This window comes from Exiguobacterium sp. UBA6282, from assembly GCF_002440475.1.
Taxonomy (GTDB): domain Bacteria; phylum Bacillota; class Bacilli; order Exiguobacteriales; family Exiguobacteriaceae; genus Exiguobacterium_A.
Map to the genome: position 1 here is coordinate 1 of NZ_DJUM01000030.1, position 16,384 is coordinate 16,384.

Annotated in this window: 14 protein-coding genes, 1 pseudogene and 1 other annotated feature; of the genes and pseudogenes, 8 read left to right on the forward strand and 7 right to left on the reverse strand. The window is 47.6% G+C overall.

The genetic code is table 11. The annotated features are described in order from the left end of the window. From B2751_RS08910 to B2751_RS08925, 4 genes are all read left to right on the forward strand, one after another. Positions 1-505: ATP-binding protein (locus B2751_RS08910; RefSeq protein ID WP_290774343.1), on the forward strand; the 505-nt coding region annotated here is incomplete at its 5' end. Positions 506-572: 67 nt separating this feature from the next. Continuing rightward, the gene (locus tag B2751_RS08915) at positions 573-1,652 is read left to right on the forward strand and encodes a site-2 protease family protein (RefSeq protein ID WP_035412136.1); all 1,080 of its coding nucleotides are present in this window, start codon (positions 573-575) and stop codon (positions 1,650-1,652) included. Positions 1,653-1,802: 150 nt separating this feature from the next. After that, on the forward strand, positions 1,803-3,191 hold the full coding sequence (locus B2751_RS08920) for an MATE family efflux transporter (protein ID WP_290774345.1): 1,389 nt from the start codon (positions 1,803-1,805) through the stop codon (positions 3,189-3,191). 108 nt (positions 3,192-3,299) lie between these two features. Then, the gene (locus B2751_RS08925; protein ID WP_290753447.1) at positions 3,300-3,866 is read left to right on the forward strand and encodes a 3'-5' exonuclease; all 567 of its coding nucleotides are present in this window, start codon (positions 3,300-3,302) and stop codon (positions 3,864-3,866) included. Positions 3,867-4,276: 410 nt separating this feature from the next. Here B2751_RS08925 and B2751_RS08930 read toward each other — a convergent pair whose 3' ends face one another. The 3 genes from B2751_RS08930 to B2751_RS08940 all read right to left on the reverse strand — a co-directional run bounded on the left by B2751_RS08930 (position 4,277) and on the right by B2751_RS08940 (position 8,439). Then, entirely contained in the window at positions 4,277-5,392 is a 1,116-nt protein-coding gene (locus tag B2751_RS08930; RefSeq protein WP_290774347.1) for an NADH-dependent flavin oxidoreductase, read from the reverse strand. Between the two features lie 92 nt (positions 5,393-5,484). Further along, complete coding sequence (locus tag B2751_RS08935) at positions 5,485-7,575, reverse strand: MMPL family transporter (RefSeq protein ID WP_290774349.1); 2,091 nt, start codon at positions 7,573-7,575, stop codon at positions 5,485-5,487. 69 nt (positions 7,576-7,644) lie between these two features. Continuing rightward, complete coding sequence (locus B2751_RS08940) at positions 7,645-8,439, reverse strand: hypothetical protein (protein WP_290774351.1); 795 nt, start codon at positions 8,437-8,439, stop codon at positions 7,645-7,647. A gap of 115 nt (positions 8,440-8,554) precedes the next feature. Here B2751_RS08940 and B2751_RS08945 point away from each other — a divergent pair, with 115 nt between their 5' ends. Beyond that, a complete protein-coding gene (locus tag B2751_RS08945; protein ID WP_290774353.1) occupies positions 8,555-8,728 on the forward strand; it encodes a YycC family protein in 174 nt (57 codons plus the stop codon). A 47-nt stretch (positions 8,729-8,775) separates the two neighbouring features. Here the strand turns inward: B2751_RS08945 and B2751_RS08950 are convergent, their stop codons facing one another. Together B2751_RS08950 and pulA are read right to left on the reverse strand one after the other, a co-directional pair. Beyond that, positions 8,776-9,258 (reverse strand): site-2 protease family protein, encoded by a 483-nt coding sequence (locus tag B2751_RS08950; RefSeq protein WP_056059874.1) that lies wholly within the window; start codon positions 9,256-9,258, stop codon positions 8,776-8,778. Positions 9,259-9,442: 184 nt separating this feature from the next. After that, entirely contained in the window at positions 9,443-11,449 is a 2,007-nt protein-coding gene (gene pulA, locus B2751_RS08955; RefSeq protein WP_290774355.1) for a type I pullulanase, read from the reverse strand. A 111-nt stretch (positions 11,450-11,560) separates the two neighbouring features. On the opposite strand from pulA, the gene B2751_RS08960 reads away from it, so the two are divergent. Together B2751_RS08960 and B2751_RS08965 are read left to right on the forward strand one after the other, a co-directional pair. Further along, entirely contained in the window at positions 11,561-12,055 is a 495-nt protein-coding gene (locus tag B2751_RS08960; RefSeq protein ID WP_023469671.1) for a YajQ family cyclic di-GMP-binding protein, read from the forward strand. Positions 12,056-12,135: 80 nt separating this feature from the next. Then, positions 12,136-12,729: a metallophosphoesterase family protein gene (locus tag B2751_RS08965; protein ID WP_290753467.1), complete on the forward strand. Its 594-nt coding sequence runs from the start codon at positions 12,136-12,138 to the stop codon at positions 12,727-12,729. 62 nt (positions 12,730-12,791) lie between these two features. On the opposite strand, the gene B2751_RS08970 is transcribed toward B2751_RS08965, so the two are convergent. Together B2751_RS08970 and argS are read right to left on the reverse strand one after the other, a co-directional pair. Further along, complete coding sequence (locus tag B2751_RS08970) at positions 12,792-13,397, reverse strand: hypothetical protein (protein ID WP_035412119.1); 606 nt, start codon at positions 13,395-13,397, stop codon at positions 12,792-12,794. Between the two features lie 30 nt (positions 13,398-13,427). After that, positions 13,428-15,110, reverse strand: a complete 1,683-nt coding sequence (argS, locus tag B2751_RS08975) for an arginine--tRNA ligase (protein ID WP_290753471.1) — start codon at positions 15,108-15,110, stop codon at positions 13,428-13,430. Positions 15,111-15,169: 59 nt separating this feature from the next. Continuing rightward, positions 15,170-15,389, reverse strand: a binding site (T-box leader). A 129-nt stretch (positions 15,390-15,518) separates the two neighbouring features. Here argS and B2751_RS08980 point away from each other — a divergent pair. Next, positions 15,519-16,384 (forward strand): annotated as a pseudogene (locus B2751_RS08980) (GGDEF domain-containing protein); the annotation flags it as partial.

Here is a 16,384-nt window from a genome sequence, read left to right on the forward strand (position 1 = left end):
ACATATCTTGCAGGAGACACATGCGATGCGGACGACCTTGATTGAGCCTATGCTCGAATTGTCTCGTCTCGGTTACGAGGAAACATCTGTCGAAGTGATTGACTTAGCAGAGCTTGGAAGCGAACTCGCTGATCGGATGTATCACGCAACAGGGACGATCATTCCTGTTGATGCCTCCGGAACGATTCGGGCAAATCGCGAAGCGGTGTTACGTATCTTGACGATCTATATCGATAATGTCCTGAAGTATGCTACTTCACCAGAATTGCACCTGCGCAAAGAACGTCTGGCTGTCCTTGATCGGGGAACGTCTCTAACGGACGAAGAACGCGCTCGGTTATTCGACCGGTTTTACCGACTCGATGCAGCACGCGATCGTTCAGGAAGTGGACTCGGATTGTCGATTGCTGCAGCTCTAGCGACGACGCATCATTTTAAGGTCGGTAGTGAAGCCCGTCAACCAGATGGCAGTTGTTTCTATCTGATTCCCGAGCAGTCTGAATGAAACTTTTTCTACATTTGTGTCGTACACTTAAGGAAGAACGTCACATGATGAAAGAAGGAATTTCACGATGGCTAAAAAACGTTGGGGTGGACTTGCTGTTGCCGGCGCCTTTCTCTTGACGAAAGGAAAGGTCATCCTTGCCTTATTGAAATTTTCAAAGTTCGGAGGCACTTTGATTTCGTTCGGAATCTCTCTTCTCTTTTACGCTCAAATATTCGGTGTTTGGTTCGGGGTCGGATTGCTCTATCTCCTATTCATTCATGAGATGGGACATCTACTCGCCGCTAAACGACTCGGTTTTAAGACCGGTCCTGCCATTTTCGTTCCGTTCATGGGAGCCGTCATCGGCATCAAGGATACATTTCGAACGCCAAAACAAGAAGCGATTCTCGCGTACGGTGGACCACTCGCTGGTCTCGTATCCCTGATTCCGCTTGCGATCGGATATGCTGTGACGGGAAATGACTTCTGGCTCGTCATCTTCCACCTCGGGGCTCTATTGAATCTCTTCAACCTACTTCCCGTCAGTCCGCTTGACGGCGGACGGATTCTTGCGGGACTTCCGATCATCGTCTGGGTCGCGGGACTTGCTGCCTTGATTGCCTACGGTATCACCCACTTTAGTCTGATTTTGCTCTTGATTGCCTTTTTAGGCGGCAGTGCCGTTTGGAAAAGGTATAAGTTCGCGAAACAATATGAGGCGAACCGGTCGACCTTAATGTTGTACCGTGCCGCACGTGAACGCGTTTTACGGGCAAAGGCAGAGCAAGAACGTGCAGACGCTGAAGTCGCACTTGCTCCAGAACTAGAAGGTGAGGAAGAACAAACAATCGAGAGTACCTACGATCCGATCGCTTGGTCGCTTCGTCTCGATTTACAAGACTTGCGACAAGCGAGTCCGGAAGAGGCACGTCAGGAAGCAGATGATCTGTTACGGTATCAATATGATGCCGCCAACGATTACGATGCCTTATTGCGACGGATCGATCAGCGGATTGAACCACTTCGTCTTGCTGAAGAGTCTGTTCAGTATCATCAGATGCCGAAAAAACAACAAACGATCACGCTCCTCGCTTATTTGGCGCTCGGTGCTATTTTATTCATTGCTTTCGAATATTCGAAAGGTTACCTGCCTACACCATCTTAAATCGAGATCCATCGGATGCGCTTCATGGCGCATCCTTTTTTCATAGAACGAACACATTGACTAGAGTGATTTCTTGCATCTCGTTAAAGAAGCGACTACTCTGAGTAAAACCCTACTTACCACTTGTCTAAAATAGGAGGTCCTCCTTCCATGAATAAAAACACTGCCCGTTTGGGTGAAGCACCTGTCAATCAGCTTTTACTTAGTCTCTCTTTACCAGCGATGGTCGGGATGCTCGTCACGGCACTCTACAATATCGTCGATACGATTTTCGTCGCTCAAGGAATCGGTACGGCTGCCGTGGCCGCCGTCGGAATCGCTTTCCCCGTCCAGCTCGTATTAATGGCAATCGCCAACTCGATCGGGATCGGTGGTGCTGCAATTGCGTCACAACGACTCGGTCAAAAACAAACAGATGGTGCCAGTCGTGCTTATGCCAACGTCTTGATGGCTGTTTTCTTCATCAGTATGCTCGCTATCATCAGTGCTTTCATCTTCGTCGAACCGTTGCTACGTCTCTTTGGAGCGACGGATGAGATCATGCCGTACAGTATCGCTTTCTTACGCGTCCTCTTGATCGGATCTCCTTTCTTCATGTTGACGATGGCGTCGAGTGCGATGCTCCGCGCAGAAGGACGCGCGAACTATCAGATGCGCGTCATGTTGACGACGGTTGCGATCAATATCGTCCTGACACCGCTGTTCATCTTTGGTCTTGATTGGGGCATCCAAGGTGCTGCACTCGGGACAGTCGTTGCGCAAATCGTTGGTGCTGTACTTGTTTTTCGATTCTTCTTTACGAAACGCCGACAAACTGGCTTGACGCTCAATCGGAGTGCTTTTAAACCTGATTTCCGATTAACGTTCCGGATGATGCAAATTGGATCATCGTCGTTCATCATGCAAGTCTCTCAATCCGTTCTATTCATCACTGTCAATCATATGCTCGTCCGGTACGGGGGTACGACAGAACTGGCAACGTTTGCAGTCATCAATAAGTTCATGGCGCTCGTCGGTATGCCGATCATGGGGATCGTGCAAGGGATGCAACCGATCGTCGGGTATAATTTCGGATCCCGGCAGTTTAGCCGGATGTCGCTCGCCATCAAGTTGGCAATCCGCTACGGTTTATCGTTATCGATCAGCTTGTGGTTACTCATTCAACTGTTCCCTCGTTTTTGGGTCGGCTTGTTCACAGAAGAGGCGACACTTCTACAGGAAGGCTCGAGTGCGATGCGTATCTTATTCGCCTTATCGTTCGTCTACGGAATTCAAATGATTGTCAACGGAATGTACCAATCGCTTGCAAAAGCAAAAGTCGCTTTATTCTTGTCCTTGTCACGCCAAACGTTATACACGATTCCACTCGTCTTGATATTGCCCGTGTTCTTCGGTGTCAATGGTGTCTGGTTCGCTTTTCCGATCGCTGATGCAATGGCTGTTTTGACGGCCCTTGTTTTCGCCTATAAAGATCGCGTTCTGTTATTTAAACCGGAAGCGTACGTCGCAGAGGAACAAAAAGTCGCCACCGCGAAGTGAATGGAATGGATCTAAGATCGTCTGCCTTGCAGATGGTCTTTTTTGATGGACTTCCAGAATACGAACATGTATTCTGTTACTAGTGAATGACAGAAAGGAGCCTGCTGGATGTATACATTAGCAATTGACTTTGAAACGGCAAACCGAAATAGCCGAAGCATTTGTGCGTTTGGTTGGTCCGTTCTCTCGAACGGTCGTGTCACGGAGAGTAAACAGGTCTTAATCAATCCAGAAGAAAATTTCGATGCTGGAAACATTCGGGTCCACGGAATTCGTCCGAGCGATGTCTTTGATGCGCCGACGTTACCTGAAGCAATGGAAGCCCATGGCTTATACGATTTGATTGCAGGCGCTCAACTGATCGTTGCTCACAATGCATCATTTGATATGGGGGCACTCCAAAAAGCGATTCAAAAATACGATATGTACCAGATGCCCGCTTTCACCTACGGCTGCACGGTCAAATTATCCCGCAAATTGTATCCTTGGTTGCCGAACCATCGATTGAATACGATGGCAGAGTTTCTCAACGTCTCTTTCCAGCACCATGATGCGAAAGAAGATGCCTACGTCTGTGCGTTACTCTTAAACGATATGTTGGAACGAACGAACCTACAGGATCCGGTCACCTTGCATACGTTTTGTGGCGTTCGGATGGGACAGGTTGCCTATTAATAAACAAAAAAATTGTAGACAACAGGGATGACTCCAAAAAATGACGCGTCTCTTCACGCCCTTTCCTCAGGCGAGACACGAGCCAGTTTTCCCGCTTCGAGCAGGAAAACGGGTCTCGTTTGTCTCTGACAGCGCATAATGCGCTTTTTCCTGTAGGAGTGGCGTGAAACGCGTTATTTTTTTCTAGAAGAAGGATTCGAGAAGCGTTTTGTTCACTCGACATCGCTTCCTAGGGAAAAGCAAGCAAGAGCGACCCTGCAGCGAAGCGAAGCGGCGCGATGCTTGTCCCAGGAAAACGATGCGAGACGAACAAAAAAGCGCAATCCTTCTCGTTAGAGAAAAATTGCACTTTACCTTCAGTCTCAAAGCACTCTAGACACGAAATCTAGAGTGCTTTTGATGCTGTTCTATTATTTGCTTGTTTGTTTAATCGGGAACCAGCCTGGACGGCTTGTGATGCCTGCCCATAATGCATCTGGAACGACGAGTTCTGCTTGTGCTTCTGGATCAAGTTCTGTCCGGATTGACGCAAGGTCACCCGCTTCGACTTTCTCAACCCATTTCGGTTCCATGATCAGTTCACGACCAAGAGCGATCATTGGAACGACAGCCAAACCTTGTTCGACTTCGTCCGCTGTGTGAAGCGATCCGACACCGATGATAGGTACCTGTTCACCAACACGTTCTTGAACGAGTGTAATTGGTGATGTCGTTTCATTTTCATCACGAATTGAACCTGCGAAGAAGTCCATCACGGAAACGTGCAAGTAATCGAGGTCTTTTTTCGCCAGCTCATCGACGAGGCGCATCGTATCATCGAGTGTGATTCCTGGATTTTCAATTTCTTCTGGAGAGAAACGGTATCCGACGATGAACGAAGGATTTTGTTTAGCGACAGCTTCGACTGCATCCACGACAGCTAATGGGAAGGCGAGACGTTTTTCTAAGCTACCGCCCCATTTATCTTCACGACGATTTGAGTGTGGTGAGAAGAACTGTTGGATCAAGTACGTGTTTGCACCGTGAATCTCAACACCATCAAATCCAGCTTCCATCGCACGGCGTGTCGCTTGACCGAATGCTTCGATGATTGCTTCGACTTCTTCTGCCTCTAACGCACGTGGTGTCATCGCACCTTCACGCACGGGTGCAATAGCACTTGCACTGACCGTTTGCCCACCGATGAGTTCTGGTGGTGCCATACGACCAGCGTGGAAGATTTGTAAGATCGCTTTTGCGCCTTTATCTTGAATCGTTTTCGCGAGTCGCTTCAGACTCGGCACGAGATCGTCACGATGCGCACCAAACTCATTCGGGAATCCTTGACCGTCTGCTGTGACGTTCGCACATGCTGTAATGACAGCGCTGACGCCACCTGAACGTTCTGCGTAGTACGCGAGTTCCGCATCCGATACTTCGCCGTTCTCTTGTGCCGCATAGTTCGTCATCGGTGCCATCAAGACGCGGTTTTTCAGCGTCACACCGTTTGGTAGTGTAAATGGTTCAAACATTGCTTGAGTTGCCATGAGTGAAGTGCCTCCTCTAATTTCTTGAATTGAATATCGACAGTATACGCTCGTCTTCCTCTGAATAGCTACTGATGTGCTTACGCGATGTGTCACTTGCGGATCGCTTTACGACGCCCTCCCGGCCACCACCAGTTCCAGTGACCAAATAGCTTCATCAGTGCGGGGACAAGGAGCATCCGGACAATCGTCGCATCAATAAAAATTGCAAGCGCGATACCGACGCCAAGTTGTTTGATCGGACTAACACCTGTAAAGGCAAACGCACCAGTGACGACAATCATGATCAAGGCAGCGGACGTAATGATTTTACTCGTCTTCGCCAGTCCCATCTCGGTCGCATGATCGTTATCGCCCGTCTCGTCATAATATTCTTCCATTCGCGAGACGAGGAACACTTCATAATCCATCGATAAGCCGAAGACGAGTGAGAAGATGAAGACCGGTGTTAGAATGCCGATCGTCTCCTGCGGAAGAACTGCGCCGGACTCGAACAAGACGACGAGTAATCCAAACGTTGCTCCTAAACTGAGCAAATTCATCAGAATCGCTTTGATTGGAATCAAGATGGATCGGAACGCGATTAGCAGAATGATGAATGTCGCCAAGACGACGACACCGATAGCCAGTGGGAGTTTCGATTCAATGGCATCATAAATTTCCTGATTAAAGGCTGCTAGTCCCCCGACAAGGTAACCGTCCGCCTGCACCTTCCGTACCCAGTCTTGCGAAGTAGCATCGCCGGGATTTCCTTTTAAATTGACGTTGATCCGTGCTTGATCGTTCTCTGATAGAAACGGCTTCAGTGCATCGCGCCCAGCCGAAACAGCGAGTAACTGCTCGAGCGGAACCTGTTGCTGTTCCGCGATCGTTGCGGCGGACACGACGGAACGCACTTCTGAATCTGATTCGAGTCGAATCGTCACATCTTCGATTTTTTCTCGTCCCACCTCTGAGGAAGCATCCGCAGACAAGATGAGAACGGCGTCCGTTCCATCGTTCCCGAATGTTTTTTCCCACGACTCAAAGGCCAGACGCGACGGATAGGATTCCGGCAGGGCAGTTGCTTGCGGAATGTTCAACGTCAAGTCACGTAACGGAAATAAACAAGGTAAAAGAAGTAATAAAGATAGAATCGTCACTGTGACAGGGCGCTTCATGACGAAACGTGCGAGGCGGCGCCAACGATCTTCTCCACGACCTGCTTGTTGCCGGAAAAGTCGTCCTTTTTCTAGTACCTTCCCGAAAACGATTAATAGTGCCGGTAATAATGTCAACGCACTGACAACCGCCCCGAGTACCGAAACGAGTGTCCCGATTGCGACAGCGCGGAAGACATCAACATCAATCAACAACAATCCTGCAAGTCCGACGAATACACAGATTCCGGAAAATAAAATCGAGCGTCCTGCCGTCTCGACCGAACGAATCGCTGCCGACCGAATCCCTTGTCCGTCCTGCCGTTCTTCACGGAACCGATTAACGTATAACAGCGAAAAATCAATGCCGAGCGCCAGCGAAATCATTGCGACCGCATTCAAGACGAAGATCGATAACTCTTGTTGTCCGGCAACGAAATAAAGAACACCGGCACCAAAAACAAAAGTGACGAGTCCCATGATCAAGGGTAAGATGGCGGCAACGGGTGTACCGAAAACGAGTAGTAAGACGATCAATGCTGCCGGAATTCCGATTAACTCAGCTCGGATGAGGTCATTTTTGGACGCTGTATTCAAATCATCAACGACGACCGGTTCACCCGTTAGCCGAATCGTCCCGGTACCATCCAGTTGACGTGTGACCGCTGTTGCCCATTTCGCATCAAGTGTTGGTACACCGACTGTCACGTATCCCTTATCGTCCCGCATCGCTCGCGGATTTTCGACGGGACCAATGACGTTCCCGACTCCTTTGATGTCACGGAAGCGCTCGACATGTTGTACCATCGTTTGTCGTAGATTCTCTTGATTCTCAAATAGGACGATGATCGTATGTGGATCCTGCCCAAAATCTTGAGCGAGCACCGTTTCGACACGTTGAAAATCACCGTCACGTGTAAATCCATTTCCTTCTAGACGATCGGGTAATTGATATGCAAAATAACCAAGCACGACGAGTAGAAGCCCCCAAACGACCAACACTCCTCGAAAATACGCACTAATCAGATGACCAAGCCGTTCCATGATGCGTCTCCTTCCTGTATAAACGTACAAAAAACATCCTTCTTGCTGAAAAGCGAAAAGGATGTTTCATTACGTCTTTTGAAAAATTTGAACCCATGTGTTGCCGAATGTAGTCGATGTCGACACGATCGCAAGACGCCGCGCCTCTTCATCGAGTAACACACTTTTGAGTAAAACGGAGGAGTAGCATCCCTCGAACTTATATTTCAGCTGACTCTTCTCATACAAGTAAAACCGAGAGGAATCGGTGATCGAAAACAATTGGTGCCGGTGGTCAACGAGTGAATACTCCGCGTAATCCGAAAAAGGAATGATTGATTCCTGATTCGTCGCGGCATCCCAAATCACATACCGTTCTTGTAGATCATCATAGGAGATGATCGTCGTAGGTGCGATGAATCGCTCGAACGTCAAACGTGTATCATATCCTCGCTCAACTAAGCGTCCGAACAGCGGCACCTCTTCATAGTTTGAGTACCGCCAGTCCCCTGTTTGAACGTTCACACAGACGACGTCCGTTTCTGCCGTGTATAGGAAGATTTCATCATCTTGCCACAAGAATAAATTACTGAACCATGCTTCGGAGAAAGCAGCGGGTCGCTTAATGTAATTTAAATGCCCTTGCTCTAAATCCAATAAACCAAAATAAGCTGACTCTTCAAATACGATGAACAATCGTCCACCGCCTGGCTCAATGTACCAGGAGAATGGAACATACGCACATGCTGTTTCCCACAGTGGTCTTAAATCCGCATCACATTTCATAAATCCGTGGCGATCTCGAAAAAGAAGCAAATCCTCCCCGATGCGATCAAACAGTGAGACGGATTCATGGAGTAACAGCTCTGCAGCAGGTTTATACATATGCATCACTTCCTACTTCATACGGTATCAACCTTCTCAGTTTCTCGCTACTATTGATGCGCTCGGCTTGCACCTCCTGTTATACTAACTTCATGGAAAAAGGAGGACGAACACGATGAAACCTTTACAATTATCCGCAGAGACAGCTATCGAACTTGCGAAACGTCTGAACGTACCACTTGAACAACTAATGCATATGCCACGCCATATCTTGATTCAAAAGCTCGTCGAACTCGAGCAGGAACAAGCGAACACGGAACCTGATTCGTCTAGCGAATCGGAATCTTGAGTAAGTAGCCTCTTTTCCAACGATGGAAGGAGGCTTTATTTTTTACCTTAGGATTGCGGATGGTATTCTGATTTACCGTACCGGAAGACATTAATGATCGCTTTCCCATCACTCGGATAACCGTTCGGATGATCGATCGGGAAGAGGGAGAAAAAGACGAAATAAAACGAAAAATACGCGAATTGATAGGTAAAGATTGATGCTTCGAACACACCGGCGTAAATCAGACCATTGATGGCTAAGATACTCGCCACGTTTGCAATCGATCCACCGGCATAAACCAGAATGTTAGCGAATTTCGTCTCTTTACGTAGTGCCTCATATTGACACCAGCCATCCCAAAAATAGACGCGATTCAAACGAATCGGACCAACACGAAGCAACGACTTTCCTGAACCGATATTGATCTCCATGTTTCCGCCGAATAATCGGGCAAAAAAGTAATGTCCCATCTCATGAATCAATGTCACGATAGGCAATAGTAAAAAGAACGACAAAAAGAATTTCCATAAATCACCGAAACCGAACATACAACGTACATCCTTTCACGTCAAAACAACATTTAAAATACTACATATGAATTGTTCCCGAAAGATGTATGTTCAAACAATCTTTCAATGATTTTCGTAAGTCAATTGTATGACAGGCTGACATCGGACTGTCATCCGCACACAAAAGAAGGACGAAGCCATTTAGTGCTTCATCCTTCTCCATTTAATCGGTTTTCTTTCGACGCTTGTTCGCTGCGTACAACAATCCGATGATCGTCAGTGCTGCACCACCTGCTACCGCGTATTTCTTGTAATCTGCTTTTCGTTCCGCAATAACCGTAGTCGTCAATGCTGGAACGACTAACTGTTTTTCTTCGTGCAACCGTGGTGCGTGTAATTTAACGGCACCCGACTCAACCAACACCTCGAATTCACCATTTGGCAATTCAATCGTGATATCTTTTTCCGTCGCATTGTGATAGACACGCTGCCGTTCGACGTATCCTTCATATGTTCGCTTCAGTTCAAAGGCAATGACACCTTCCTCTTCTTCAAGGAAACGAAGATGTTTTTTAATCATCGCCGCGTTTGCGAGACGGAACATCGGATACTGACGACGAAGGGCAATCAATCCTTTGACGTACTCGACTGCTGGACGCTCTGTTTCTGCCCGTTCATAGTCGAGACGATTCACGACCTCTCCGGCATTGAAGCTGTCACGAATACCGTCTTTCGTCCGGAAGAACTCTTGTCCGGCATGGAGGAAAGGAATCCCTTGTCCCGTCAAAATGATCGCATTCGCAAGCATTTGCCGTTTCCGACGAAGCTCTTCCGTGTCTTCTGGACGAGACACCGTCAATTTATCCCAAATCGTCAAATCATCATGAGCCTCGACGTACGAGACGACTTGATTCGGCTCATCGGCAAACCCTTGCGAAGAGACGTTACCAGCGATTCCCCGTTTGACTTCACTCGTCCGGTCAAATGCACCACTGATGAAACCACGGTCTTCTGGCGTTTGGACATCGCCTTTGACCCCGTCCCGTAAACCGTTGTTGAAATGAGCGATTCCTGGCATCTTCGGTGCGTTGAAATAGTTCGCTTTTTCTTCCGGATCAAGTGGCGTATCGAGATCCCAGCCTTCACCGATGATCAGAATCGATGGATCAATCCGGTCAAGTGCATGGCGCACTTGATTCATCGTCTCAATATCATGAAGTCCCATTAAGTCGAAGCGGAACCCATCGAGATGGTATTCTTTCGCCCAGTACGTCACACAATCAAGAATGAACTTTCGCATCATCAGACGTTCAGATGCAGTATCATTTCCACAGAAACTACCGTTTGAGAGACTCCCATCCGCCTCTTGACGATAAAAGTATCCAGGAACGAACTGACCAAGCGGAACCGTCGCCGCATCATACGTATGATTGAAGACGACGTCCATGATGACACGGATCCCGCGATCATGTAACGCCTGCACCAATTGTTTTAATTCAAGAATCCGCGTTCGTGGATCATCCGGATTCGAGGAGTACGAACCTTCCGGCGCAAAGTAGTTCACCGGATCATAACCCCAGTTATAGTTATCCGGGTCGTTCGGCGCTGTCTCATTGACCGAGCCAAAATCATAGATCGGTAGTAACTGGACATGTGTCACACCGAGGTCTGCCAAATAATCAAGCCCTGTCAATCCACCATTTGGTGTCCGTGTCCCTGCTTCCGTCAGTCCAGCGAACGTACCACGTGCAACGACACCACTGGCCGGATGACTCGTTGCATCGCGTACGTGTAATTCATAAACAACTGCGTCTTGCGAAGAATGGAATAATGGACGTTCTTCAATCCATCGTTCTGGTGTCACACTGGTCGGGTCAATTAATGCGCCGCGCTTTCCGTTCGTTCCGACGGCTTTCGCATACGGATCGACCGCCTCGACCTTTTGTCCGTTGATGCTCGCTTGAAACGTATAGAAATAACCTTCATATGTCGCTCGATCGAGTTCAACGACGTACGTTCCCCGTTCGTCTGCCACCATCTCGACCTCTTCGACTTTTCGTGCGCGTAGTGTCTTGTAGAGACGAATCACGACACGTTCTGCTGTCGGCGCCCACAAGCGCACGTGAATCGCTGTCTCTGAGAAGGTCGCTCCTAAATCATTTCCACTATAGGCAAATCGCTCATCCAGTTCTTGCGGTGTGAGCGTCAACATGTCTGCTGTTTGTTTCAAAGCCAAGCACCCCTTTCATTTCATGGTTTTTATTATAACAAAATTTCAAAGCAGTGGACGCTTCCGGTATTCCTCTCTAAAATAGAGAGTGGAATGAAAGGGGAGATTGAAATGGCAGCAAAAGATAATTCATTTGATATCGTGTCACAAATCAACATCGAGGAAGTCAAGAACGCGGTCCAAATCGCACTGAAGGAAATCACGAACCGCTTCGACTTCAAAGGTTCAAAAAGCGACATGAAGCTCGAAAAAGAGGATTTGATTCTAATCTCAGATGACGATTTCAAACTCGATCAAGTCAAAGATGTCTTAACAGCAAAATTGATCAAGCGCGAAGTCCCAACCAAAAACCTGCAGTATGAAAAAGTCGAGCAGGCTGCCGGGAATACGGTCCGACAACGTGTCATCCTGAAAAGTGGAATCGACCGTGACGACGCGAAAAAGATCAACAATGCCGTCAAGGAATCGAAATTAAAAGTGAAGACACAGATCCAAGATGACCAAATCCGCGTCACAGGTAAATCACGTGACGACTTACAACAAGTCATGCAGATCGTTCGTGAGCTTCCATTATCAGTCGATGTTCAATTCATTAACTTCCGTTAATCGATTGATCTGAACGCTCATATTCAAAAGATAGGCATAACGCATTTTCGGGTATCTCCTTAACAAAGGAGTGGTCGATCATGCGTTATGCCCTTTTTGCGGATCTTCACAGTTCAGTAGCCGACACAGCGGCTGTCCTAGCTGACATACGACAGCTCGCTCCCGATGCGCATTTGTTTTGTCTCGGTGATGTTCATGAATGCCATGTCGGTAAAAAGCGAGCGAAGCGCTATTCTTTCGAATCGCTCTCCCTCGTCGTGACGCTTGATGATGATTTTTTAAACCTAATTGATTTTAAGACATTACTGGGTAATCAAGAAGAGCGCATCCTGTCGCTCGTTCCACCGCAACTATCTCCTGTCATCGATGCGTTACGCGACTGCCCTCGAAAACAACACATCGAGGGTGCATTGTTGATTCATGGAGATCAATTGAATTGGTCCCGTGATTTTTTGCCTGATTTGTCACAGCAACGTGAACCAGTACTCTTTTTTGGTCATAGTCATATCAGAGGTTTGTTTCGAAATGGTATTGCTCTGTCGAGCCCATTGTATCAATCTTTATCCATTAATGGAGGACGATATGCCATCAATCTAGGTCCTGTCGTGTTCGAACGAGAATGGTGTCTTTACGATTCAGTGCAACAATCGATCGTATTCTATCAGGCGAAGTAAGAGGATACGACAAAAGCCGTCGGGCACAGGGCTCGACGGCTTTTGTTCATGCATCTTATTGATCAGAGATAACGGACAAGCGATGCCTTGACGATATCCACTTGTGTGAAGTTCGTCTCTTCCGCGAATGCTTCGATGACTTGACGGACATCCCCTTGACGACGAACGAAGCTCGTCGGAACTGGTGTTGTACCGACAAGTTGCTCATGCAAACTCGTCAATCGATGATCATCGATGATCGTCGTCATCAAATCAAGGAACAGAAGAACATGCAGACGGTTCAAATAATCCCATGGTTTATCTTCCGAACGGAATTCATTACGAGCGAGCCATTTTTTTAATCCGATCGCATCGATTTGACTCAACGTCTCTGTCGTGCGTGCCGACTTCCAAAGCGTCAACAGTTCGCCGAGTTTTTTTCGTGTCTGTTTCTTACGCATGAAGAATTCAAAATTGTCTTTCGTGCGCAACGCGTCTCCTTCGATCGGAGCAATCAAATCAGCTTCCGGCGCTGTCACGAAATCGTGAACGAAATCGACAGACTCTCCCGGTAACCAAGCAGCGACTTTCCCGTGAAAATCAGCCATGAAGGCGACGGTTTCTGCCAAAGGCTCCTGCTTCATCTGTGAAGCAGCTTGCTGTAATCGGTCTTTCGTCTCAGTCTTCATAATCTACCTCTTCTTATTCGTGGATTGGTCTTACATTTCTTCCGGAGCGCCGACACCAAGTAAACGAAGACCTTCTGTCAAGACGATCGTGACGGACTTGACGAGTGCAAGACGCGATTGTTTTGCTGCGTCATCTTCGAGAACACGGACGTGTCCGTAGTATTTATTGAAGCTTTGTGCAAGATCTAAGACGTAGCGGCTGATGATTGACGGCTCGCGACGTGTAAACGCGCGATCGATGACCGTCGAGAATTGGTTTAGCATCGAGACGACACCCCATGCATGATCATCGGCACTACCAGCGAATGGTGTGCCATCATAGCCACCTTTACGGAGCAACGAGTGCGCACGGGCATTCGTGTACTGGACATACGGTCCTGTTTCGCCTTCGAATTTCAACATCTGCTCAAGATCGAACTCGATATTATTCATCCGTTCATTTTTCAAATCATGGAAGATGACGGCGCCAACACCTACTTGACGAGCTGTGGCTTCGGCATTCGCTAAGTTCGGATTTTTTTCCGCGATGTTTTGCTTCGCGACGTCGATTGCTTCTTGTAGTACTTCTTCAAGCAAGACGATCCGACCTTTACGCGTCGACATTTTCTTTCCGTCTTTCATAATCAAACCGAACGGTACATGGTGCATTCCGTCGACGTTCTCAAATCCAAGTTTCTTCAGGACTGCGAACAATTGCTTGAAGTGAAGCGCTTGTTCACCGCCAACGACGTAGAATGCTTGCTCAAAGCGGTACGTTTCGAGACGATAGACAGCAGCTGCTAAGTCACGTGTCGCATAAAGCGTTGCGCCATCTTTCTTTTTAATCAAGGCAGGTGGCATACCCTCTGCTTCGAGGTCAACGACCATTGCCCCTTCTGATTCGACGAGGAGATCTTTTTCTTCGAGCAAATCGATGACGTGTTGCATCTTATCGTTGTAGAAGGCTTCTCCGTTCAAACTATCGAATTTAACACCGAGCATCTCATAAACACGGTTGAACTCGACGAGTGAGACTTCACGGAACCACGTCCAAAGCGTCGTTGCCTGCTCATCACCTTGTTCGAGTTTTTTGAACCAGAGACGTCCTTCGTCCTCAAGCGTCGGATTTGTTTCCGCTTCTTCGTGGAACCGGACGTATAATTTCAACAATTCCTTGATTGGTTCTGCACGGACCGCTTCTTCCTCACCCCACATCGTGTACGCCACCATCAATTTCCCGAACTGTGTTCCCCAGTCCCCTAAGTGGTTGACACCGACGACGTCGTACCCTTTTTTACGTGAGATTTGGTTGAGCGCATTTCCGATTACTGTTGAACGTAAGTGACCCATCGAGAAAGGTTTCGCGATGTTTGGTGATGAAAAATCAGTGACGATCGTTTTTCCATTCGCTTCACTTGATCCGAACGCCTCTTGCTCCGTCAGGACTTGGTTGACGATTTCTTGCGAGACGACTTCCCGGTTCAAGAAGACGTTAATGTAAGGACCAACAGCTTGAACGTTTGAGAACAACGGCGCATCAATTTTTTCTGCGAGCTCCGAAGCAATCATGTTCGGTGCTTTACGGAATGCTTTCGCGAGCATGAAACATGGGAATGCCAGATCTCCATGATCTTCATGTTTCGGTTGCTCGATCAGTTGTTCGATTTGTTCAACCGATAAGGCACCTTCCATGACTTGATGTAATACTTCTGCGTATTGCGTTTTATAACTCATCTTTATTTCCTCCTGCTTCACTGATTTTTGGCAATAAAAAACGCCCCTTGCGCCACGCGCAAAGAGACGGAATGACCGCGGTACCACTCTTCTTGGTGTCATTTTTGACACCCACCTTGTTCGGGGATAACGGGGTTCCCCCGGCTACGCCTTTTCCTTCTGGAATCGGGTAGCGTCTCAGAAGTGCGCTTCACGACCGGTTCGTCCTCAGGCTTCCACCATTCCCTGATTCGCTAGTTGACGAAAATCAACCGTTACTCTCTTCATCATCGACTGTATTCGATATCTTTCACATTATACGCAATTCTTTCTTTTCTCTCAACCTTATTTTTTTGGTAAATGGCTTATCAAAATTTCCACAATTCGGGTATAGGAATAAAAGATACTTCTCAGGGGGAGGGATGTTTCATGCGCTACTACCAACAGGTAGCCCGGACGAGCTGGATCGTTTTCAGTCTCGTCGCCTTGACGTTATTATTGATTGGCATCGTTCATCCACCTACCTTCCATCCTTCCATCTCCATCGTCAATACTCTTTATTTGTTTGGGCTCGTTCTCCTGTTTCAGTTCGATAATGTCCGTCGTGGCGGCATTTATTATACATTCCAAGAAGGCATCATCTTATTTTTATTCCTCAATTACGGTTTGACGTACGCTTTGATTTTAAGCCAAGTCGGTATTCTCGTCTTTCAATTCATGTCTCACCGAAAAGCGATTCGCTGGAAACGTTTCGCCTATCTCTACCCGATCAACGCCTTGTTTGATTTAGTCTACATCTCGCTTCCGGTATTTGCGTATGAAGCGCTCGGTGGACCGATCGGCTCAAACTTTACGTATACGAAAGCCCTGCTTCCCTTCATCGGCTTTTTGATCACTGTCTTCCTTGTCTCTTACTTCCAATGTCTGTTCGTCAATCGCTTCCTCTACTTGAAATACGATTGGCGACGTCTCGTGAAGCTGCAGTCCCTCGTTTATGGAATCAGCATGTTAAGTGCTCTACTTGGAATCTGGTTCTACGATGAAAGTCCGCTCGTCGCGGCTACAGTATCCGCCTTGATTCTCTTCTTGTTCAAACGTCTGTTGCAAGAACGTGGTGACTCCCTTGAAGCAAACGATAATGCCAAACGATTTGATGATGCGAAGGAACACTTGTTGATTTCCCGCTTCGAGCGCGAGACGATCGATTCGTTACTCCTCGATTTACCACATCTGTTGCCGTTTTCTGAAGGTTGGATCTCAATTCAACAACAGCGGAAACAAGTCATCTATAACAT